The organism is Streptomyces sp. NPDC051133 (assembly GCF_040682635.1).
Lineage (GTDB): Bacteria > Actinomycetota > Actinomycetes > Streptomycetales > Streptomycetaceae > Streptomyces.
In genome coordinates this window covers 139,132-161,457 of sequence record NZ_JBFBBK010000011.1, presented here as the reverse complement: position 1 = coordinate 161,457, position 22,326 = coordinate 139,132, and the positions used below count along the sequence as shown (strand labels likewise).

At 74.9% G+C, this 22,326-nt stretch carries 4 protein-coding genes; all 4 read right to left on the bottom strand.

The genetic code is table 11. The features are described 5' to 3' along the window. Positions 1-24: 24 nt before the first annotated feature. The 4 genes from AB0N17_RS14410 to AB0N17_RS14395 all read right to left on the bottom strand — a co-directional run bounded on the left by AB0N17_RS14410 (position 25) and on the right by AB0N17_RS14395 (position 22,314). A complete protein-coding gene (locus AB0N17_RS14410) occupies positions 25-1,278 on the bottom strand; it encodes an MFS transporter (protein WP_366011606.1) in 1,254 nt (417 codons plus the stop codon). Further along, positions 1,275-1,856 carry a GNAT family N-acetyltransferase gene (locus AB0N17_RS14405; protein WP_366011605.1) on the bottom strand — a complete coding sequence of 194 codons (582 nt, stop codon included), beginning with the start codon at positions 1,854-1,856 and terminating at the stop codon, positions 1,275-1,277. Before AB0N17_RS14405 ends, AB0N17_RS14410 begins: the two co-directional genes overlap by 4 nt. Positions 1,857-1,985: 129 nt before the next feature. Then, positions 1,986-2,189: an MbtH family NRPS accessory protein gene (locus tag AB0N17_RS14400; protein ID WP_366011604.1), complete on the bottom strand. Its 204-nt coding sequence runs from the start codon at positions 2,187-2,189 to the stop codon at positions 1,986-1,988. A 136-nt stretch (positions 2,190-2,325) separates the two neighbouring features. Continuing rightward, on the bottom strand, positions 2,326-22,314 hold the full coding sequence (locus AB0N17_RS14395; RefSeq protein WP_366011603.1) for a non-ribosomal peptide synthase/polyketide synthase: 19,989 nt from the start codon (positions 22,312-22,314) through the stop codon (positions 2,326-2,328). Positions 22,315-22,326 lie beyond the last annotated feature (12 nt).

The following is a 22,326-nucleotide window of genomic DNA, read 5'->3' as shown; positions in this document are numbered from 1 at the left end:
GCCCGCGCAGCCCCTGTGACCGTGCTATGCGGACGTCGTCCGGATGCCCCTGCTGAACGTGGCCGTCACCGCAGCGCCGGTGACCAGCAGGGGGAAGACGAGCATCGCCGTGCCCGGGGCCCAGCGGGCCAGCAGCGCCCCGGCCAGGGCGGGAGCGAGCGCCGCCGTCGAGCCGGCGGCCAGGAGGAGCACGCTGACCACGCGTCCTTGCAGGTGGTCGGGGGTGATGGCGGCCTGGTGCCCGAACAGGGCGGCGTTCGCCGTGGGGCCGAGGAACACCGCGGCCGCCAGCGGTACGGCGGCCAGGACGGTGGCGGACAGCAGCGCACTCACGGCCATCAGCGCCGCGGTGGCCCAGCACAGCAGTGTGATCAGCGCGGGCAGGCTCAGCCACCGCTGCAGGGCCGGGGCCGCCAGCGCGCCGAGGAAGCCGCCCAGTGCGAAGATCGCACCGGCGAGGCCGACCAGGAACGGTGGGACTCCGGAGCGCCGGAGCGCCAGGGTCATGGCGAAGATCATGCCCGTGAAGGCCGTGTTGAGCGGAGCCGCGATCACGAGGAGGCCCCGCAGAAAGGGATGGCCCAGGACGAACTGCAGGCCCTGGACGGCGGAGGCGCCGCCGGACCCGGCCTTCTCGGCCGGGCCCGGACGACGTTGCTGCAGGGGCCGGCGGATGCACACGACGGCGATCAGGGACAGCAGGAAGCTCAGTGCGTTGCCGATGAAGGGCAGGGACCGCCCGATCCCGAACAGCAGGCCACCCAGCGGGGGACCGGCCAGCGAGGTGCCGTACGACCTCGCCTCGTTGCGGGCGACCGCGGTGGCGATCTGGTCGGGACGCACGATACTGCGGATCGCGGCGTGCTCGGCGGTGCTGAAGACAGCGGTCGCGGCCGCACCGCCGGCCACCACCAGGAGGAGCACGGCGACACCGGCGGCGTCCGCGGCGACCGCGCAGGCGAGGACGGCGTAGGCGGCGATCCGGGCGGCGTCACAGGTGATCATCAGCCGACGCCGGTCGTACCGGTCGGCGAGCACACCGGCCGGCAGGCGGCACGCCAGGGTGGTGGCGAGCCCCACGGTCCCGACGAGCCCGGCCCGCGCCGGGGAGCCGGTCTGCTGCAGGACCAGCAGGGGCAGTGCCAGGTCGGCCATGGCCCCGCCCAGATCCGACAGGCACTGGCCCGCCCACAGCAGGTTGAAGGCACGGTTGCGCCACAGGCTCGGAGGCCGGCCCCGCAGACCGGCGGCGTCCGGGACGAGCGGCGGTGTGGTCATGCCGGGTCCTCGGGGTGGACGGGGCCGCCCGTGGGGGCGGGAGCGGTCGCGGGGGCCGACGGCGGTACCGCGGCGGCTGCCGTGGGGATCACGAGCATCTTCGTCACCGAACCGTCGTCGGCGACGACGTCCCGCACATGCCGGAACCCCAGGCGGCTGCACATGACCAGACTCGCGGTGTTCTCGGCGCCCACCATGCCGTAGGCCTCCCGTAGACCCAGGTGGTCGGCGGCGTGACGGAGCAGGCCGCGCACCACCTCGCCGCCGAGTCCGCGGCCCCAGTGCTCGCGGACGAGCGCGGTGACGAGTTCGTGGCCGTCGACGTTGCCCGTCTTCTTCACCTCGGCGTGGCCGACGTACTCGCCCTTCAGCCACAGGCCCCACACGTCGAAGCGGCGCTGCGGGTAGACATCCGTGAGGATCGCGCGGAACAGGGCGCGCAGGTCCGGTTCGGGGACCAGGTCCTGGCCCATCCAACGACACACCTCCTCGTTGCGCAGCAGGGCGACGAAGACGTCCTCGTCCTCGGCCCGGTAGGGGAGGAAGTCCAGGCGTTCGGTGCGCAGTGCGGGGGTCATGGTGGGCTCCTCGGAAGGGACGCGGTGATGTGGTGGGGCCGAGGGCGGTGGGGCGCCGGTACGGCAGCTCGCGGGGGGAGGTGACCGGTGCCGGGCCGGCGCTCGGTGGCCGGCCCGGCACACGGCGGGTCAGGCTCCGGCGTTCTCCATGCGCTCGCGCAGGCTCCGCGGCCGCATGTCGGTCCAGACCTCGTCGACATAGGCGGTGCACTCGGCCTCCGTGCCCTCCTTGCCGACGGTCTGCCAGCCGGCGGGCACCTCGATGTCGGCCGGCCACAGGGAGTACTGCTCCTCGTCGTTGCGCAGGACCTGGTAGCGGGTGTTCTCGTCCATGTCTGTTCCTCCGTCGTCAGGGTCGGTGTTCGGTGCGGGTGGGGCAGGGCGTACGGCCGTGCGCGGTTCGGGGCGCGTGGTGCCCGCGGGCCGGACCGTGCCGCGCGTCCCGGTCCCCGCCGCGCCCGGCAGCTCGTCACAGGCCTCCTCGGGCGTGCCGGGCGATGTGCCGCAGGGCCGCGGCGAACTCCTCCGCTGTGCGCCGTACCGTGGCCGTGTCGTGGACGCCGGGCCGGTGGTGCCAGGTGAAGGCGAGGCGGCCGTGCTGCACCGCCCCCACCACCTCGACCAGGTGGGAGCCGGGGTCGCGGGGGTCGTGGTCCTGTCCGAACGAGCCGTGCTCGGCACGCACCAGGCCGCCGTCCGCGTTCTCGGCGCGGGCGTCCCACTGGCCGAGGTAGTTGAACACCACCTGGCCGTGCGCGGTGCCGGCGAGGCGCTCGCGCACCTCCGGCGGGCCGAAGGTGCGCAGCGCGCCGAAGCCGATGCCGTTGCCCGGTACGGCGCGCAGCTGCCGGCGCACCGACTTCACCAGGGACCGCCAGTCCCGGCCGGGCCCGAGGTCTTCGGGGTCGGGGACCCGCAGGACGACCGGGTGCACGGTGGTGAACCAGCCGACGGTGCGGGACAGGTCGACCCCGTCGAGCAGATCCTCACGGCCGTGCCCCTCCAGGTCGAGGCGGACCCGGTCGCGCCCGGTCCAGCGGGCCAGGGCGAGGGCGAGCGCGGCGAGCAGCACGTCGTTGACCCGGGTGCGGTAGGCGGTCGGGGCCGAGCGCAGCAGGGCGGTGGTGTCCTCCTCGGCGAGTTCGACGCTCACCACGGCGGTCGGGGCCGCCTCGGGGCCCGGCGCCAGGTCCCGGGGGCCGGGTTCGGCGCGCACCGCCTCCTCCCAGTAGGGCAGTTCGTGGTCGAGACCGCCCTCGGCGACGTGCGCGGCCAGCCCTCGGGACCAGTCACGGAAGCTGGTGCTGCGCTCCCCGAGGTCCACCGGGCCGCCGTCGGCCGCCTGCCGGTAGGCGGTCTCCAGGTCGTCGCGCAGGATGCGCCAGGAGACGGCGTCGACGACCAGGTGGTGGGCGACGAGGAGGAGGAACACCGGCCGGTCCGGGTCACCCGTGAACAGGGCCGCCCGCAGCTTCGGGCCGGCGGACAGGTCGAAGCCGGTGTGCAGGTCGTCGGCGGCCTTCTCCATCGCCGCGTCGGCCTCTTCGGCGGACAGGCCCGCCAGGTCGTGGTGGACGAGGATGCCGTGGTGCCCGGCGGGCGGCGGGTTGAACTGGCGCCAGCTGTCCTCCTTGCGCGTGAACCGCATGCGCAGGGCGTCGTGGTGCTCCGGCAGGGCGTCGAGCGCCGCGCGCAGCGCGGCCATGTCGGGGACACCGTCGAGTTCCAGCAGGGCGGACTGGTTGAAGTGGTGGTGGGCGGCGCGTGGAGTGGTGAGGAACCACCGCTGGATCGGGGTGAGCGGCACCTCGCCGGTCACGGGTCCGTGCTCGGTGCGCCGGGGCGCGGTGCGGACGACGCCGGCGAGTTCTGCCACGGTCTGGTGGGTGAACAGGTCCCGGGTCGCCACATGCAGGCCGTCCCGGCGCAGTCGCGACACCACCTGCATGCTCAGGATGGAGTCGCCGCCGAGGGCGAAGAAGTTGTCGTCGGCGCCGATCTCCTCGACACCCAGCACGTCGGACCAGATCCGGGCGATCCGGCGCTCGGTGTCGGTGCGTACAGGGGTGCGCGACCCGTCCGCGGCCTGCGCGGGTCCCGGGGCGGGCAGGGCACGTCGGTCGGTCTTGCCGTTCGGGGTGAGCGGCAGCCGTGCGAGCGGCACGAAGACCGAGGGCACCATGTGCGGCGGCAGCAGCGCGCCCAGGTGTTGCCGCAGCTCCCCGACGGGCAGGCCCGCGTCACCGGACGCCTCCGCCCGGACGAGGTAGGCCACGAGCCGGGCGGGGCCGGCGGGCGCCCCGTCCCGCTGCGCGTCCGCGCGCACGGTGACCACGGCGTCCCGCACCAGGGGGCTGCGGCGCAGCGCGCTCTCGACCTCCCCGGGCTCGATGCGGAAGCCGCGCAGTTTCATCTGGTCGTCCGCGCGTCCGGCGAACCGGAGCCGGCCGTCGGTGGTCCAGCGCACCAGGTCGCCGGTGCGGTACATCCGCTCCCCGGGCGCGCCGAACGGGTCGGCGACGAACCGCCCGGCGGTCAGTCCCGGCCGGTCCAGGTAGCCGCGGGCCACGCCGGGCCCGGCGACGTACAACTCCCCCGTCACGCCCGGCGGTACGGGACGCAGGGCGGCGTCGAGGACATACACCCGGGTGCTGCCGGAGGGGCGGCCTATGGGCGGGGCGCCCGCACCCGGGGACAGCGGGCCGGTCCAGGTGGCGACGACGGTGGCCTCGGTGGGGCCGTAGGAGTTGATCATCCGGCGGCCGGGCGCCCAGGTCTCGACCAGGTCGGCGGGGCAGGCCTCGGCGCCGACGATCAGGGTGCGCAGCGTGGGCAGGGCGGCGGTCTCCGCAGGGACGGTGGCCAGGGCCGCCGGGGGGATCAGGGTGTGGCTGATGCGCCGTTCGGCGAGCACCTCGGCCAGCCGCTCGCCGACCAGCGGCCCCTCCTCCCCTGTCACCAGCGCGGCTCCGCTGAGCAGGGACACGCACAGCTCCAGCACGGAGGCGTCGAAGCTGGGCGAGGCGAACTGCAGGACCCGGTCGCCGGGTCCCGCCGCATACTGCTCGGCGGCGGCCGCGGCGAAGGAGGCCAGACCCCGGTGGGTCACCACCACGCCCTTGGGGGTGCCGGTCGAGCCCGAGGTGTAGATGACGTAGGCGGGGTGGGCGGGGGTGAGCGCTGCGCCGCGGTCGGCGTCCGTGGGCGCCGTGTCCGGTCCGTCGGCGGCCCAGATCCCGGCCGGGTCGTCGAGCACCAGGTGGGCGTGCGCGTCGCGGACCATGAACTCCCTGCGCGGCGCGGGATAGTCCGGGTCGACGGGCAGGAAGGCGCCGCCGGCCTTGGTGACGGCGAGCTGGGCCACCACCGTCGCCGCCGAGCGGGGCAGGGCGAGCGCCACCACCCGCTCCGGTCCGACGCCGTCCCGGATGAGCCGGTGCGCCAGCCGGTTGGCGGCCCGGTCGACCTGCGCGTACGTCAGTTCGCGGTCGCCGTCCACCAGCGCCACCGCGTCCGGGGTGCGGGCCGCCTGCTGTTGGAACAGGGCGGGCAGGGTCGTCTCGGGCACCGGGCGGAAGGTGCCCCGCCCCTGGTCCAGCAGGCCTTTCAGCTCGTCGTCGGACGTCAGCGGCAGGGCGCCGAGCGGACGCCCGGGGTCCTCGGCGACGGCTGCGAGCAGGACGCCCAGCTGGCCGGCGATCCGCTCGGCGGTGGCGGCGTCGAACAGGTCGGTGTTGTAGGTGATCAGGCCGTGCAGCGCTCCGGTGCCGGTCTCGGCGAACTCCAGCGTGAGATCGAACGCTGCCTGTTCGGAGTCGGGTTCTACGTCGGTGACGTGCAGGCCGGGCAGCTCGAAACCGGCCGCCGGGGTGTTCTGCAGGACGACCATGACCTGGAAGAGCGGGCTGCGGCTGGTGTCGCGGGCCGGCTGCACCTCGTCCACCACCCGTTCGAACGGCACGTCCTGGTGGGCGAAGGCGTCCAGCACCGTCTGCCGCACCTCGGTGAGGAAATCGGTGAACGGCCGTTCGGCGTCGACCCGGGAGCGCAGCACCAGGGTGTTGACGAAGAACCCGACGAGTGCCTGGGTCTCCGGCCGGTCCCGGCCCGAGGTGACGGTGCCGACGGCGATGTCCTGCCCGCCGGACAGCCGGGCCAGGTAGACCTGCACGGCGGCGACGAGTGCGGTGAACAGAGTGGTGCCCCGGTCACGGGCGAGCCGGGTGACGCGCCGGGCGGTCCGCGCGGGCACCACCAGCCGGGCGGTCGCACCGTTGCTGGTGCGCACCGGCGGCCGGGGCCGGTCGGTGGGCAGCTCCAGCGGTTCGATGCCGGCGAGTCGCTCCTTCCAGTAGCCCAGCTGCTCGTCCGTGCCGGAGTCACCGGCCGTGCGCTGCCAGTGGGCGTAGTCGGCGTACTGCACCTCGAGCGCGGGCAGCTCGCCCTCGGCGACGCCCAGTTCGGCGCGGTAGAGGTGGGCCAGGTCGCCCAGCAGCACCGAGGTCGACCAGCCGTCGGTGACGATGTGGTGCAGGGTGAGGGTCAGGATGTGGTCGTCGGCGGCCAGCCGGACCAGTCCGGCGCGCAGCAGCGGGCCTTGGCGCAGGTCGAAGGGGCGGGTGCGCTCGTCGGCGAGCACCCGGCGCAGGACCGGCTCGCGCTCGTCCCCCGGCAGGGGGGACAGGTCCCTCAGGGACAGCGGTACGGCGTGCGGCGGGTGGACGGTCTGGATGCCGTGGCCGTCCACGCTGTCGAAGGTGGTGCGCAGCGACTCGTGCCGGGCAACCAGGGCGGTGAGGGCCGCTCCGAGGGCATCGGTGCGCAGGGTGCCGCGCAGGCGCAGCGCGAGCGCGGTGACGTACTCGGCGCCGCCGGGGGCGAACTCCTGGAGGAACCACAGGCGTTGCTGGGCGTACGACATGGGTGCCGTGGCGTCGCGGGTGACGGGCACGATGGCCCGGCCTGCGGTGCCGCGCGTTTCGGTGAGCAGCTCGGCCAGCGCGGCCGGTGTGGGAAGGGTGAACACCTCCCGCGGGGTGAGGTCGGTGCCGAAAGCCTCCGCGAGACGGGAGGCGAGCCGGATGCTGAGGATCGAGTCGCCGCCCAGCTGGAAGAAGTCGTCCTCCACGCCGGGTGGTTCGGTGCCCAGGACCTCGGCGAAGATCTCCGCGACGTGCCGCTCGGCCCCGGTGCGGGGCTCGACGCGCTCGCGCCCGGCGAGGGACTCCGGCGCCGGGAGGGCCGCCCGGTCGACCTTGCCGTTGCCGCTCAGCGGAAGGGCGTCGAGCGGGACGAACGCGGAGGGCACGAGGTAGTCGGGCAGGACGCGGGCGGCAAAAGCGCGCAGCTCCTCCGGGTCCTGACCGGCCGGGCCGACGACGTAGGCGACCAGCCGCTTGGCGCCGGGCCGGTCCTCGCGGGCCAGCACGGCGACGTCCCGGACCTCCGGGTGGGCCGCGAGCACGGCCTCGGCCTCACCGGGCTCCACCCGGAAACCACGGATCTTCACCTGGTCGTCGGCGCGCCCGAGGAACTCGACGGTGCCGTCGGGGCGGCGTCCGGCCAGGTCGCCGGTGCGGTACATGCGGGTGCCGGGCGGACCGCAGGGGTCGGCGAGGAAGCGGGCCGCGGTGTCGCCGGGACGGCCCAGGTAGCCGCGGGCCACGCCCTCGCCGGCGATGTACAGTTCGCCGGCGCAGCCCGGCGGGACGGGCCGGAGCCGGGCGTCGAGGACGTGCACCCGGACGTCGTCCAGCGGGTGGCCGATGGGCACGGTCCCGGGGACGGCCGCCGCGTCCGTGAGGGCGTAGGAGGTGGCGAAGGTCGTGGTCTCGGTGGGCCCGTAGCCGTCCACCACGGTCAGGCCCGGGCAGGCGTCGAGCACCCGGCGCACCGCCGCCGCGGGGACGACGTCACCGCCGGTCCACACCTCCCGCAGGCCCTCGAAGCAGTCCGGTGCGTCCTGCGCGAGCAGCCGGAAGAGACCGGCGGTCAGCCACAGCGCCGTCAGCCCCCCGTCGGCGGCCGAGCGCCGCAGCAGCGCCGCGTCCACGCCGCCGCCGGGTGCCACGACCACGCAGCCGCCGGTGAGCAGCGGTGCCCACACCTCGAAGGTGGCGGCGTCGAAGGCCACCGGCGAGTGCAGCAGCACCCGTGCGCACACCCCGCCGGCGAAACGGCTGTCCGTGGCCAGCGCCGCCACGTCGCGGTGCCGTACCGCCACGGCCTTGGGCCGGCCGGTGGAGCCGGAGGTGAACATCACGTACGCCAGCCGGTCGGGATCGGCGGGCGGCGGTTGCACGCCCGCCGTGCCGGTGCCGGTGCCGGTGCCGGTGCCGGAGGCGGCGGCCCGGGGCCCGGCGGCCGGCACAGGCTCGTCCGGGGCGGGTGTGCGCGCGGCGCTGACGTCGGCCGCGGTGAGCCGGACCGTGACGCCTGCTTGCGCGATCAGCTCACGGCGGCGTTCCTCGGGGGCACGGGTGTCGACGGGCACGTAGGCGCCGCCCGCGGCGAGGACCGCGAGCTGGGCGACCACGAGTTCCGCCGAGCGGTCCATCAGGAGCGCCACCCGGTCCTCGGGGGCCAGTCCTCGGGCCAGCAGCCGGGCGGCGAGCCGGCCGGACCACTCCGCGAGCTCACGGTAGGTCAGCCGGCGTTCGCCGTCCTGCACGGCCTCGGCGCCGGGGGTGCGGCGTGCCTGCTCCGCGAACAGCTCCACGGGGCTGCGCGGGTCCGCCCGGCGGGCGGTGGTGTTCCAGGACGCCAGCAGCTCCCGGTCGGCCCGGGTGAGCGGGTCCAGGTCGTCGACGGAGCCGTCGACGCCTTCGGCCAGGGCGGTGAGCAGCGCGGTCAGCCGGTCGGCGGCGCGCTCGGCGGTGGCCTGGTCGAACAGCTCGGGATCGTAGGCCAGGTCGAAGCCGAGCCGTTCGGCGAGGTGCGCGCGCAGGCACCACGGGAAGGTGGTGGCGTCGACGGCGCGCACCTCCACCACGTGGACGCCGGTGCGGGCCGTGGCCGACGCGTCGACGGGGTAGTTCTCGAACACCACCATGCTGTCGAACAGGGCCTCGTCGGGCGGCACGTCGGCGGTGGCCCGGATACGGGGCAGGGCGAGGAAGTCGAAGCGCCGGGCGTCGCTCTGCCGCTCCTGCAGGGTGCGCAGCCACGGCAGCACCCCTCCCCCGGTGATCCGCACCCGGGTCGGCACCGTGTTGATGAACATGCCGATCATGCCCTCCACGCCGGGCAGTTCGGCCGGGCGGCCGGAGACCGTGGTGCCGAAGACCACGTCGTCGCGTCCGCAGGAGCGGGCGAGCAGCAGCGCCCAGGCGCCCTCCACCACCGTGTTGACGGTGAGTCCGGCGCGGGCGGCGGTCTCCCGCAGCCGCCGGGAGACGCGCTCGTCCAGCTCTCGAGGGACGGCTGCGGTGGAGCTGGACCGGTGCGCCTCGGCCGGCGTGCGGTCGTACGGCAGGGGCGTGGGGGCGGTGAAGCCGGCGAGGGTGTCGGCCCAGTGCTGTTCGGCGGCCGTCTCGTCCTGGTCGCGCAGCCAGCGCAGGAAGTCGGCGAACGGCCGCCGCGCCGGGGGTGGCGCCTGCGTGCCGCCGGTGAGCGCCGCGTACCGCTCGCACACCTCGGTGAGCAGCTGCCCGGTGCTCCAGCCGTCCAGGGCGATGTGGTGGGTGGACCACAGCAGCAGCACCTCGTCGCCCGGCAGAGCGGCCAGCGTGAGGCGGGTGAGGGGTGCGGTGGTGAGGTCCACGCCGGTGGCGCGGTCCTCGGCCAGCAGCCGCTCGGTCTCCTCCGCCCGCTGTTCCGGGCCCACGTGCCTCCAGTCGAGGTGGGTGACGGGCAGCTCGACCCGGCGGTGCACCACCTGGACCGGGTGGGGCAGGCCCCGCCAGTGCACGCTGGTCCGCAACGCCGGAGTGCGGTCGGCGACCTGCTGCCAGGCCTCGGCGAACGCGCGCGGGTCGGCCACCCCGGACAGCCGCACGGCGGTGCGGCCGAAGTAGGCGCCCTCGGTGCCGACGAGTCCGTGGAAGAGCATGCCGGACTGCAGCGGGGTCAGCGGCAGGACATCCTCCACCGCGCGGCCGTCGCCGACGAGCCGGTCCAGCTGGTCCTGCGACAGGTCGGCCAGGGGAAAGTCGGAGGGGGTACGGCCGCCGGTACCGGGGCGGGCACAGTGCGCCACGATGTCGCGCAGGGCCGCGACCGTCTCGTCGGCCAGCCGGCCGACGGTTTCCTGGTCGTAGACCTCCGTCGGATAGGTCCAGGCGAGTTCGAGCCGCCCGTCCTGGACCACGCCCGTGACGTCCAGGAGATAGGGGCGCACCTCGTCGGGGTCGGTGTCGCGGCCGGCCGGAGGCAGTGACGCGCGGTACAGGCCGTCACCGGTCCCGGCGTCCCACCGTCCGTGGTAGTTGTAGCCGATCTGCGGGGCCGGGGCACCGGTGAGCGGACTGCCGGGCACGAGGTGACGCAGGGCGCCGTGGCTGAGGCCGTGCAGCGGGACCTCGCGCAGCTGCTCCTTCACCGAGCGCAGGGTGTCGTGCCAGCCGGCGTCGGGGCCGACGCGCAGCGCGAGGGGGAACTCGGCGGTGAACCAGCCCACCGTCCGCGACAGGTCCAGGTCCTCGAAGAGGTCCTCGCGGCCGTGTCCCTCCACCCCCAGCAGGACGGTGTCCCGCCCGCACCAGCGGGTCAGGGTGCGGCCGAGTGCGCTCAGGAGGACGTCGTTGACCTGGGTGCGGTAGGTCTCGGGGACCTGCCGCAGAAGGGCGTCGGTGGTCTCCGGGTCGAGCGTGACCGTGACGGTGGCTGCGGTGGCGTGGGTGTTGCGGCCGGGCCGGCCGGCGGGCAGCGCGGCCGGGGCCGCGCAGGTGCGCGTCCAATACGGCAGGTCGGCGTCCAGAGCGCCGGCTCGCGTGTGCGCGTCGAGCCGTTCGGCCCAGTGGCCGTAGGAGGTGCCCGCGGGCGGAAGCTCCACGGGCCGTCCGGCGGCTGCCGCCCGGTACGCGGCTTCCAGGTCCGCCAGCAGGATGCGCCAGGAGACGCCGTCGATCACCAAGTGGTGTGCGCTGACGACGAGTTGTCCGCAGCGGTCGGGGCCGCGGTCGAGGAACAGGATCCGCACGACCCGGCCCGTGTGGGGGTCGAGCGCGGCTTGCGCCTCCTCCGTGAGCCGCTGGGCCTCTTCCTCCAGCGCCGGGCCGTCCAGTGCAGCCACGTCGTGCCGGGTGAAGACCGTCTGCGGTGGGCCGGCCAGAACCTCCTGGAGCCAGCCGGTGCCGGTGTGAGTGAAGCGCGTGCGCAGGGCCGCGTGCCGGCCGACGACGGCCTCCGCCGCCCGCTGCAGGGCCGACGGGTCGGTGCCCGGGGCGGACGACAGCCGCTGGGTCATGCTGAAGCGGAGCTTTCCGGCGGGGTCACGGCCGTCGAGGTACCAGTGCTGGATGGGGGTGAGCGGCGCCTCGCAGGGCGGTGCGTCGCCGGTGGCGGCGGGGCGCGCGGCGGGCCGGCCCGCGCACAGGGCGAGTTCGGCGACGGTCTGGTGCCGGAAGACGTCCTTGGTGCTGAGGGCGAGTCCGGCCTGCCGGGCACGGGAGACGATCTGGATGCTGAGGATGGAGTCGCCGCCGAGCGCGAAGAAGTTGTCCCGTGCCCCGACCCTTTCGACGCCGAGCACCTCTGCCCAGATCACGGCGAGCCGTTCCTCGGCGCCGGGGCGAGGGGCGACGTACGGCGTGGCGTCGTCGGGCCGGTCGGGCGGGGCGGGCAGCGCGCGCCGGTCCGTCTTGCCGCTGGTGGTGTGGGGGATGCGGTCCAGGGTGACGAAGGCGGCGGGCACCATGTGGTCGGGCAGGGTGCGGCGCAGCTCCGCGCGCAGTGCGTCACCGGTGGGGACGCGGTCGTCGGCGGGCACCACATAGGCGACGAGCATCGGACGGCCCGCGTGCTCGCGCGCGGCCACGGCGGCGTCCGCCACGTCCGGGTGCGCGAGGAGCGCGGCCTCCACCTCGCCGGGCTCGATGCGGAACCCGCGGATCTTGACCTGCTCGTCGACGCGGCCGAGGAACTCCAGCAGCCCGCTCCGGTCCCAGCGGGCCCGGTCACCGGTGCGGTACATCCGCTCTCCCGGCGCGCCGAATGGGTCGGCCAGGAAACGGGCGGCGGTCAGGCCGGGCCGGTTCAGGTAGCCACGGGCCACCTGGGCCCCGGCCAGATACAGTTCGCCCGGGACACCGGGCGGTACCGGGCGCAGGGCGTCGTCGAGCACGTAGGCCCGCAGGTTGCCGCCGGGACGGCCGATGACCGGCCGGTCGGGGTGGTCGGCGCAGCGGCCGTAGACGGCGTCGACGGTGCACTCGGTCGGCCCGTACATGTTGTACGCGATGACTCCCGAGTCCCTCTCGGCGTCGGCCAGTTCCCGCCAGGTCGCGGTGGTGACGGCCTCGCCGCCGACGAGCAGCAGCCCCGGACGGTGCCGGCCGGGCGCGAGCAGACCGGCGGAGACAAGCTCACGCAGGAAGGTGGGGGTGACGTTCACCAGGTCCAGGCGGTGCTCGGTGACCTGCGTGCAGAACGCCTCCGGGTCCAGGCGCACGTCCTCGGCCACGAGGTGCACCTCGTGGCCGAGGGCGAGCAGCAGCGGCCCTTCCCAGGAGGTGTCGAAGGAGAAGGAGGCGCTGAGAGCGGCCCGCAGGCGCCGCCCGTCCGAGACGTGCGGCAAGAGCAGGTTCGCTCGGTGGTCGTGGCAGAGGTTGACGAGCTGCCGGTGTTCGACGGCGACGCCCTTGGGGCGGCCGGTGGAGCCCGAGGTGTAGACGATGTAGGCGGTGTGCTGCGGCAGCAGGGGCCGGATCCGGTCGTCGTCGGTGGGGTCGTGGGCGGGCAGCCGGTCGAAGGGCACCTCGCCGAGCCCGGTCAGCAGGGTGTGCGGTCTGGCGTCCTGGAGCAGGAACTCCACGCGCTCTTGCGGGAGTTCGGGATCGATGCAGAGCACCGTGGCGCCCGCCTTGAGGACCGCGAACACCGCCACCACCAGGTCGGCGGTGCGCGGCAGCCGTACCGCGACCACACGCTCGGGGCCGGCGCCGAGCGCGACGAGGTGGTGGGCGAGCCGGTTGGCCCGCTCGTTCAGCGCCGCGAAGTCGAGGGTGATGTCGCGGGCGACCAGGGCGGTGTGGTGCGGGGTACGCGCGGCCTGCGCCTCGAACAGGGCGGGGAAGGTGGTGTCCGGCCAGGGCAGCCGGCTGCCCTCTCCATACCTGAGCACCTGCCGGCGCTCGGCGTCGGTCATCAGCGGAAGGTCGCCCACGGCACGCTCCGGGTGGTCGGCCACGGCCTGGAGCAGGATTCCCAGGCGGCCCGCCACACGCTCGGCGGTCTCCGCGTCGAACAGGCCGGTGTTGTACTCCAGGTAGCCGGTGAGGCCACCGTCCCGTTCCACGAAGTCGAAGGCGAGGTCGAACGTGGCGTTGCGGACCGGCGGGGTCACCGGCTCCGCCTCCAGGCCCGGCAGCCGGGGTGTCTCGGTGCCCAGGTTGTGCAGGGCCACCATGACCTGGAACAGGGGGGTGCGGCTGGTGTCACGCTCCGGCTGGAGTGTGTCCACCACCTGCTCGAAGGGAACGTCCTGGTGCGCGAAGGCGTCCAGGACGGTCTCGCGCACCTGGGCCAGCAGCTCGTGGAACGGCAGCTCGGGACGGACTCGGGCGCGCAGCACCAGCGTGTTGACGAACATGCCGACCACGTCCCGCAGTTCGTGCCTCTCCCGGCCCGCCGTGACGGTGCCGACGGTGAGGTCCTCCTGACCGGCCCAGCGGGCGAGCAGCACCTGACAGGCCGCCAGCAGGATCATGTAGAGGGTGGAGTCGGCCTGCCGGCCCCGCTCGATCAGTCGCTCGGTGAGGGCCGCCGGCACGGTGAAGGTGACCAGGGCGCCCTCGCGAGTGCGGACGGCGGGACGCGGCCGGTCGGTGGGCAGCTCCAGCGGGGTGACTCCGTCGAGCACCCGGCGCCAATGGGCGAGGTCGGCCTCGGCGTGTCCGGTGCGGGTGCGCTGCCAGGCGGCGTAGTCGGCGTAGCGGACGGGCAGCGCGGGCAGGTCCGGGGTGCGGTGTTCGAGGGCCGCCGTGTACAGCTCGGTGAGGTCGCGGCCCAACACTCCCAGGGACCAGCCGTCGGTGACGATGTGGTGCAGTGCCAGGACGAGGACGTGCTCCTCGGGAGCGAGGCGGCCCACGCGGGCGCGCAGCAGCGGCCCGGTGGTCAGGTCGAAGGGCGTGGCGGCCTCATCGCGCAGGAGGGCGTCCAGGGCGGCGCGGTCGGCCGTCTCCTCCACGCGGAGGTCCATGGGGCTCGGCGGGTGGACGACCTGACGTGCCTGTCCGTCGTGTTCGACGAACGTCGTGCGCAGCGACTCGTGGCGGGTGACCAGGCCGTCCAGGGCCGTCCGCAGGGCGGAGACGTCGAGCCGACCGCGCAGCCGCAGGACGGACAGGGTCGTGTACTCGGTGCTCCCGGGTTCGAACCGGTCGAGGAACCACAGCCGTTGCTGGGGATACGACAAGGGCGCCGGTGTCTCCGGGCCGGTGGCCGGGATGAGGTCGTCCTCGGCGCCGGGCTCGGCGGGCGGGTCGCCGAGGGCTGCCGCGAGGTCCGCCAGTGTGGAGTGGGTGAACAGCAGGCGGGGCGAGACATCCTGGCCGAAGGCAGTGCGCAACCGGGAGGTGACCCGGACGGCGAGGAGGGAGTCCCCGCCGAGGGCGAAGAAGTCGTCCCCGGCGCCGACCTCGTCGGTGTCCAGGACGTCCGTCCAGGCGGCGGCGACGAGCCGCTCGGCGGGTGTGCGCGGCGCGGTCCGCTCGGCACCGGTGGCGAAGCCGTCCGGTCCCGGTGCCGGCAGGGCCCGGCGGTCCAGCTTGCCGTTGACGGTGAGTGGCAGGGCCGCCATCGGGACATAGGCGGCCGGCACCATGTGCGCGGGCAGCGACCGCTCCAGGTGGGCACGGAGCGCGGCGGCCGGCGGTGGCGGCGCGGCGCGGTCGCCGCTGCCGGTGCCGACGACGTGGGCCACCAGCCGCCGGGTGCCGGAGGGGTCCTCGTACACACCCACGGTCGCCGCGCCGACGCCCGGGTGGGTGTGCAGGGCGGCCTCGATCTCGCCGGGTTCGATGCGGTAGCCGCGGATCTTCACCTGCTGGTCGGCCCGGCCCAGGTACTCCAGGGTGCCGTCGGCCCGCCATCGGGCCCGGTCCCCGGTGCGGTACATGCGCGTGCCGGGACGGCCGAACGGGTCGGCGACGAAGCGGGTCGCGGTCAGGCCGGGCCGGTTCAGGTAGCCGCGCGCCAGGCCCTCGCCCGCCACGTACATCTCGCCCACGGCGTCGGCCGGCACGGGCCTGAGCGCCTCGTCGAGGACGTAGACGCGCAGGTCGGGGATGCCGGTGCCGATGGGGCTCGCGCCACCGTGGCGGCCCGTGCCGGCTTCCAGCGGGGCGTAGGTGACGTGCACGGTGGTCTCGGTGATGCCGTACATGTTCACCAGACGTGGTGCGGTGTCCGGGTGGCGGGTGTACCAGTCGGCCAGCCGTGCCACGTCCAGCGCCTCGCCGCCGAAGATCACCGTGCGCAGCGCCAGCCGGGCGGCGAGTTCGGGGTGTTCGACGTCGGCGCCCACCAGCGGGTAGAAGGCTGACGGGGTCTGGTTGAGGACGGTGACCCGCTCGTCGGCGAGCAGGCGCAGGAAGTCCTCCGGGGAGCGGGCGGTGTCGTCGGGGACGACGACGAGCCGCCCGCCGTGCAGCAGCGGGCCCCACAGCTCCCACACCGAGAAGTCGAAGGCATAGGAGTGGAACAGCGTCCACACGTCGTCGGCGCCGAAGCCGAACCAGTGCGCGGTGCGGGTGAACAGCCGGACCACGTTCACGTGCGGCACGACGACGCCCTTGGGGCGGCCGGTGGAGCCGGAGGTGTAGATGGCGTAGGCGGGGCTTTCGGGCAGCGGGCGGCGGGCCGGGTCCGCCGGCCCGGTGGCCGGTCGCCGGGCCAGGTCGGCGCGCACGCCGGGGTCGTCCAGGCGCACCAGGGGCACCGACGGGCCGGCCGTGGCCCCGGACGCGGTCACCAGCGCGGCCGGCCCGGCGTCGGCGATCAGGTGCGCGACGCGTTCTGCGGGCAGCTTCGGATCGATGGGCAGATAGGCGGCGCCGGTCTTCAGGACGGCGAGGACGGCCACCACCAGGTCGGTGGAGCGGGGCAGCGCGAGGGCCACGAACCGTTCGGGGCCGGCGCCCAGTTCGGCGAGCCGGTGGGCCAGCCGGTTGGACCGGCTGTCCAGCGTGGCATAGTCGAGGCGGTCGTCGCCGCAGGCCACGGCTTCGGCGTGCGGGGTACGGGCGGCCTGTGCCTCGAAGAGGTCCACCAGGGTGTCGGCCGGCCGGCCCTCCTCGGTGCCGTTCCAGTCCCGGAGGATGCGCCTTTCCTCGCAGGCGGTCGTCCAGGCGAGGCGGGCGAGCGGACGGTCGGGATCGTCGGCCAGGCCGGTGAGGAGCAGGCAGAGCCGCTCGGCCAGATCGCCTACGGTGGCAGCGTCGAACAGCTTCGGGTCGTAGGCCAGGTCGAAGCCGAGACGCTCGCCCTGGTAGGCCCGCAGCACGAGCGGATAGTTGGTGGCGTCCCGGGAGGAGACGTCGGCCAGGCGGATGCCCGAGCCGGCGGAACCGGCCTCGTCGAAGGGGTAGTTCTCGAAGGCGACCATGCTGTCGAACAGGGCGGTGCCGGCGGGCACCTCGCTCAGACCGGTCAGCTCGGCGAGCGACACCGCGGCGAACCGCCGCGCCGCGGCCTGTGCCTCCTGCAGCTCCCTGAGCCAGGCGGTGGCGGCACGGGCGCCGTCGACGCGCACGCGCGTCGGCAGGGTGTTGATGAACATGCCCACCATCGACTCGACGCCGGGCAGGTCGTCGGGACGGCCGGAGACCGTGGTCCCGAACAGCACGTCCCGCTCTCCGCTGTAGCGGGACAGCAGCAGTGCCCAGGCGCCCTGCACCACGGTGCCGAGGGTCAGCCCGGCGGCCCGGGCGGTGCGGGTCAGCCGGGCAGACACCTCGTCGGGCAGTGCGGCGGTGTGCACGGCCGCCGAGCGGCTCTCGTGTCCGGGTCGCCGGACGCGGTCGACCGGCAGCGGGGTGGGGGTCGCGAAGCCCTCGAGGACGTCCCGCCAGTACGCGCGTGCGGCGTCGCCGTCCTGGTCGGCCAGCCAGCGCACATAGTCGCCGAACGGGCGCCGCGCCGGGGGCCGCGGTTCGCTGCCGGAGGTGAGAGCGGCGTACTCGCCGAAGACCTCGCTGAGAACCTGGGCCAGACTCCAGCCGTCCAGGATCAGATGGTGGGAGGTCCACAGCAGCTGCACGCGGGCGTCGGGCAGCCGGACGAGGGTGAGCCGCATCAGCGGCGCGCTGCCGAGGTCCAGTCCGCGCGCGAGATCGTCGGCGCGCAGCCCGTCGAGCCGCTCGGCCCGTTCTCGCGGCGCGAGCGTGCGCCAGTCCACCTGCTCGACGTGGAGCCGGGCCTCCCGGTGGACGACCTGGAGAGGCACGGGGACGCCCTCCCACACCACCGAAGTGCGCAGCGCGGGCGTGCGGTCGGTCACCCGCTGCCAGGCCACGGCCAGGGCGGCGGGGTCGTTCACGCCGTCCAGCAGCAACGCGGCCTGGTCGACGTACACGTCGTCCGGCCCGCCGACCAGACGGTGGAAGAGCATGCCCTCCTGGAGCGGGGTGAGCGGCAGCAGGTCCTCCACGTCCCGCCCGTCTCCGACGAGAGCGTCCACGGCCGCCTGGTCCAGGCGGGCCAGCGGGAAGTCGGAGGGGGTACGGCCGCCGGCTCCGGGCCGGGCGCAGTGCTCGACGATGGCGGCGAGGGCCCGGACCATCCCGTCGGCCAGCGCGCGCACCGTCTCCGCCCGGTGCACCTGGTCGCTGTAGTGCCAGGTGATCTCCAGCCGACCGTCGGTGACCGCGGCGGAGACGTCCAGGAGGTGGTCCAGGGGCTCCGCGGGGTCGATGTCCCGACCGGGCACGTCGGCGGCGGGAGTGAAGTCCCGGCCGTCCGCGGCCTCCCACTGCCCGTGGTAGGTGAAGCAGACCTGCGGCAGCGGCAGGTCCCGCAGGGCACGGGCCTCCGGACGCGGTGAGCCGAGGTGGGCCAGGGCCTGGTAGCTCAGGCCGCGCCGCGGCACGGCGCGCAGCCCCTCCTTGACGGCCTTGAGGGTGGCGCCCCAGTCGCCCGGGTCCGTCGGGGTGAGGGTGACGGGGTACTGGGTGGTGAACCAGCCGACCGTCCGGGAGAGATCGGCGCCCTCGACCAGGTCCTCCTCGCGGCCGTGACCCTCCAGGGCGACAGTCACCCGGCCGGCGCCCGTCCAGTCGACGAGCACCCGGCCGAGCGCGCTCAGCAGGACGTCGTTGACCTGGGTGCGGTACACGCCCGGCACCCGCCGCAGCAGCGCCTCTGTGGTGGCGCGGTCGACACCGGTGCGGACGGTGCGGACGGACCCGGCGAGCGGGACGCCGGGCAGGTCCACGGGCAGCGGGGTGCGCTCCACGGCGGCCTCGGCGGTCCAGTACGGCAGGTCGTCGTCCAGGTCGCCGGCGCGCACCCGTTCGGCGAGCCGCCGGGACCAGTGGGTGAACGGGGTCCCTTCGGGCTCCGGTCGCGGGTCCTCGCCCGCCGCCGCCTGTCGGTAGGCGCGTTCCAGGTCGGCCAGCAGTACCCGCCAGGAGACGCTGTCCACGACCAGGTGATGGATCGCGAGGAACAGCTGGTGCCGCTCGCCGCCGGGGAGCAGAGCCGCGCGCAGCAGGGCCCCGGTGACCGGGTCCAGGGCGGTGCGGGCGGCGTCCGCGGCCTCGGTGGGCGTGGTCCCCGGGGCGGGCCGGGCCAGTAGTCCGGTGGCCGGCCCCTGGCCCGGGTGCTGCTGCCAGGTGTCCTCGTCGCGGGTGAACCGGGTGCGCAGCGCGGGGTGACGGACCACGACCGCCTCCAGCGCCCGCTCCAGCGCCGGTATGTCGAGGTCGTACGGCAGGTCGAGCAGCATCGACATGCTGAAGTGCCGCAACGGGCCGTGCGTGGCGAAGAACCACTCCTGGACCGGCGTCAGCGGCGCGGGTCCGTCGGCGTGCGGACGTCGGAGCGCGGGTACGGGGGTCGTGCGGCGGGTCGCCGCCGCGGCCAGGCCGGCGACCGTCTGGTGGCGGAAGACGTCCTGTGAGGCGAGGTGCAGGCCTGCGGCGCGGGCCCGGGAGACGGCCTGGATGCTCAGGATCGAATCGCCGCCCAGTTCGAAGAAGTTGTCCGTGACGCCGACTCGTGCCACGCCGAGCACCTCGGCCCAGATCCCGGCCAGGGTCTCCTCGGCAGGTGTGCGCGCGGCGACGAACTCCCGCTGCGACTCGGCTCCTTCGGGGTCCGGAGCGGGCAGGGCACGGCGGTCCAGCTTGCCGCTGGTGGTGAGCGGCAGTGTGCCGAGCGCGGTGAAGGACGACGGGACCATGTGGTCCGGCAGGACGGATCGCAGGGCCGCCCGCAGGTCCGCGGGGGTGGGACGGAGCGCCCCGGGCGCGGGAACGACGTAGGCGGCCAGCCGGGTGTGGGCGTGCGCGTCGGTCACGGCGACCACCGCCGCCGCGCCGACCTCCGGCAGGTCGAGCAGGGCCGCCTCGATCTCGCCGGGTTCGATGCGATGCCCGCGTACCTTGACCTGGTCGTCGGCGCGTCCGAGGTAGTCGAGGCGCCCGTCCGCCGTCCAGCGGGCGAGATCGCCGGTGCGGTACATGCGGGTGCCGGGCGGGCCGAACGGGTCCGGCAGGAACCTCGCCGCGGTAAGGCCGGGGCGGCGGGCGTAGCCCCGGGCCAGCTGCTCCCCCGCGAGGTACAGCTCGCCGCCGACGCCGACCGGAGCCGGCCGGAGCCGGTCGTCGAGGACGTAGGCCCGCACGTTCGGCAGGGGACGGCCCACCAGGGGGCGGCCGTCGCCCTCGATGCGGCAGGCCAGCGCGTCGACCGTGCACTCGGTGGGGCCGTAGAAGTTGTAGGCGGCTACGTCCGGGTGCGCGCCCAGCTCGCGCCAGAGGACCGGGGTGACCGCCTCGCCGCCGAGCATCAGCACCCGCGGGCGGTGCCGGGGGTCGGTCAGCAGCCCGGCGGGCAGCAGTTGCCGCAGATAGGAGGGCGTCACGTCGAGGAAGTCGACGCGGTGCTCCACGACGTACTCGACCAGGGCGGCCGGATCCATCCGGGTGACCTCGTCCACCAGGTGCAGCGGGTGGCCGTCGGCCAGCAGCAGCACGCCTTCGAGGGAGGTGTCGAAGGAGAAGGACGCGGTGAGGGCGACCCGCAGCGGGCCGCCGCCCGCGTCGGCGACGAACCCCGCGCGGTGGGCTGCCAGCAGGTGGACGGCCGAGCGGTGTGCGACGGCGACGCCCTTGGGCCGCCCCGTGGAGCCGGAGGTGTAGATGACGTAGGCGATGTGCTGCGGGTGCAGCGGGGCACGGCGGTCGGCGTCGGTGGGGTCGGTGTCCGGTGCCGTGCCGGGCACCTCGCGCAGGGCGGCCTCGTCCAGGATCACCGCTGGACGGGCGTCGTCCAGGAGGTGGCGGACGCGTTCCTCGGGCAGGGCCGGGTCCAGGGGCAGATAGGCCGCGCCGGCCTTCCAGACGGCGAGGATCGCCACGATCATGTCGGCGGTGCGCGGCAACCGCAGCGCGACCAGCTGTTCAGGGCCGGCACCGAGGGCGATGAGGTGGTGGGCGAGCCGGTTGGCGCGCGCGTTGAGCGTGGCGTAGTCGAGGCGTTCGCCGCCGGCGACCAGGGCGAGCGCGTGCGGGGTCAGGGCTGCCCTGCGCTCGAAGATCTCGGGGTGGGTGGTGTCCTCGACCGGAACCGCTGTGGCGTTCCAGTCGTGCGTGACCTGCCGTACCTCCTGCTCGGACAGCAGGGGCAGAGTGCCGAGCGGCCGGTCCGGATCGGTGGCGGCGCCCTGGAGCAGCCGCAGCAGCTGTCCGGCCATCCGCTCGGCCGTCTCCGGGTCGAACAGATCCGTGCGGTACTCCAGCAGGCCGGTCAGGCGGTCCCCGTCGGGGACGAACTCGACGCTCAGGTCGAAGGTGGCCGCCCGCCGGGGTACGGCGACCGTGGCGGCCTTCAGTCCGTGCGCGGTGGTGGCGGCGGGCGGGTCGGGGTGCAGCAGGACCATCACGTCGAACAGCGGGTTGCGGCCTGCCTCGCGGCGCGCGCCCACCGCCTCCACGATCCGCTCGAACGGCGTGTCGCCGTGCGCGAAGGCGTCGTTGACGGTGTCGGAGGCCTTCGCCAGCAGTTCACGGAAGGAGCCGGACGCCTCCACCGGGGTGCGCAGCACCACCGTGTTCACGAAGAAGCCCACGGCCCGCTCCAGCTCCGTCCTCGACCGGCCGGGGGTCAGGGAGCCGACGCTGATGTCGTCCTGGCCGGACCAGCGGGCCAGCAAGGCTTGGGCCGCCGCGACCAGGACCGTGTGGAGGGTGGTGTGCTGTTCTCTCGCGAGGTCGCGCAGCCGTGCCGTGAGCGGGGCGGGGACGGTGAAGGTGTGGACCGCGCCCGCGCCCGCCTCCTCGCCGCGCCGCGGCCGGTCCAGCGGCAGCTGCGGCGCCACCGAGCCCGCCAACCGCTCCTTCCAGTGGGCGAGATGGCGCTCCAGCCGGGCGCCGGCGAGCTGCTCGCGCTGCCAGACCGCGAAGTCCGGGTACTGCGTGGGCACCGCGGGCAGGTCCGGTGCGGCGCCCCGGGCGAGGGCGTCGTAGGCGGTGCACAGCTCGTCCAGGACGATACCCATCGACCAGCCGTCGACGATGATGTGATGGGCCGTCAGCAGCAGGACGTGCGAGGTCGTCGACTCGCGCAGCAGTGCGGCACGCAGCAGCGGCCCCCGCAGCAGGTCGAAGGAGCGGGAGTACTCCTCGAGCAGGGCGGCGTCGACGCCGTCCGCCGCCTCCCGGACGGTCAGGGGCATCGGTCCGGCCGGGTGCACGGTCTGGGCCGGCCTGCCGTCGGTCTCCTCGAACGTCGTGCGCAGCGCGTCGTGGCGGCCCACGACGGCGGCCAGGGCCGCTTCCAGCGCGGCCCGGTCCAGCGCGCCGGTGAGCCGCACCGCCACGGCGCTGTTGTAACGGGCGTCGCCGGGCCGCAGCCGGTCCAGGAACCACAGGCGCTGCTGGGCGAAGGACAACGGCAGCGGGCGGTCACGGTCGGCGCGCGGTATACCGTGCGCCGCTCCCGGGGCCGCGCCGCCCGCCCGTCCGGACAGCCGTCGGCGCAGCGCCTCCCGCAGGTCCTCGGGCAGGGCCTCGGCGCGGTCCCGCCGGGAGGGCCGCGCGGGCCGGGGCGGGTTCGAAGGGTTCGAAGACGTCATGGTCGTCGGGTC

Excerpts from the sequence above, each read along its gene's own strand:
- AB0N17_RS14410 (WP_366011606.1), bottom strand. The coding sequence starts at position 1,278 with ATGACCACACCGCCGCTCGTCCCGGACGCCGCCGGTCTGCGGGGCCGG.
- AB0N17_RS14405 (WP_366011605.1), bottom strand. The coding sequence starts at position 1,856 with ATGACCCCCGCACTGCGCACCGAACGCCTGGACTTCCTCCCCTACCGG.
- AB0N17_RS14400 (WP_366011604.1), bottom strand. The coding sequence starts at position 2,189 with ATGGACGAGAACACCCGCTACCAGGTCCTGCGCAACGACGAGGAGCAG.
- AB0N17_RS14395 (WP_366011603.1), bottom strand. The coding sequence starts at position 22,314 with ATGACGTCTTCGAACCCTTCGAACCCGCCCCGGCCCGCGCGGCCCTCC.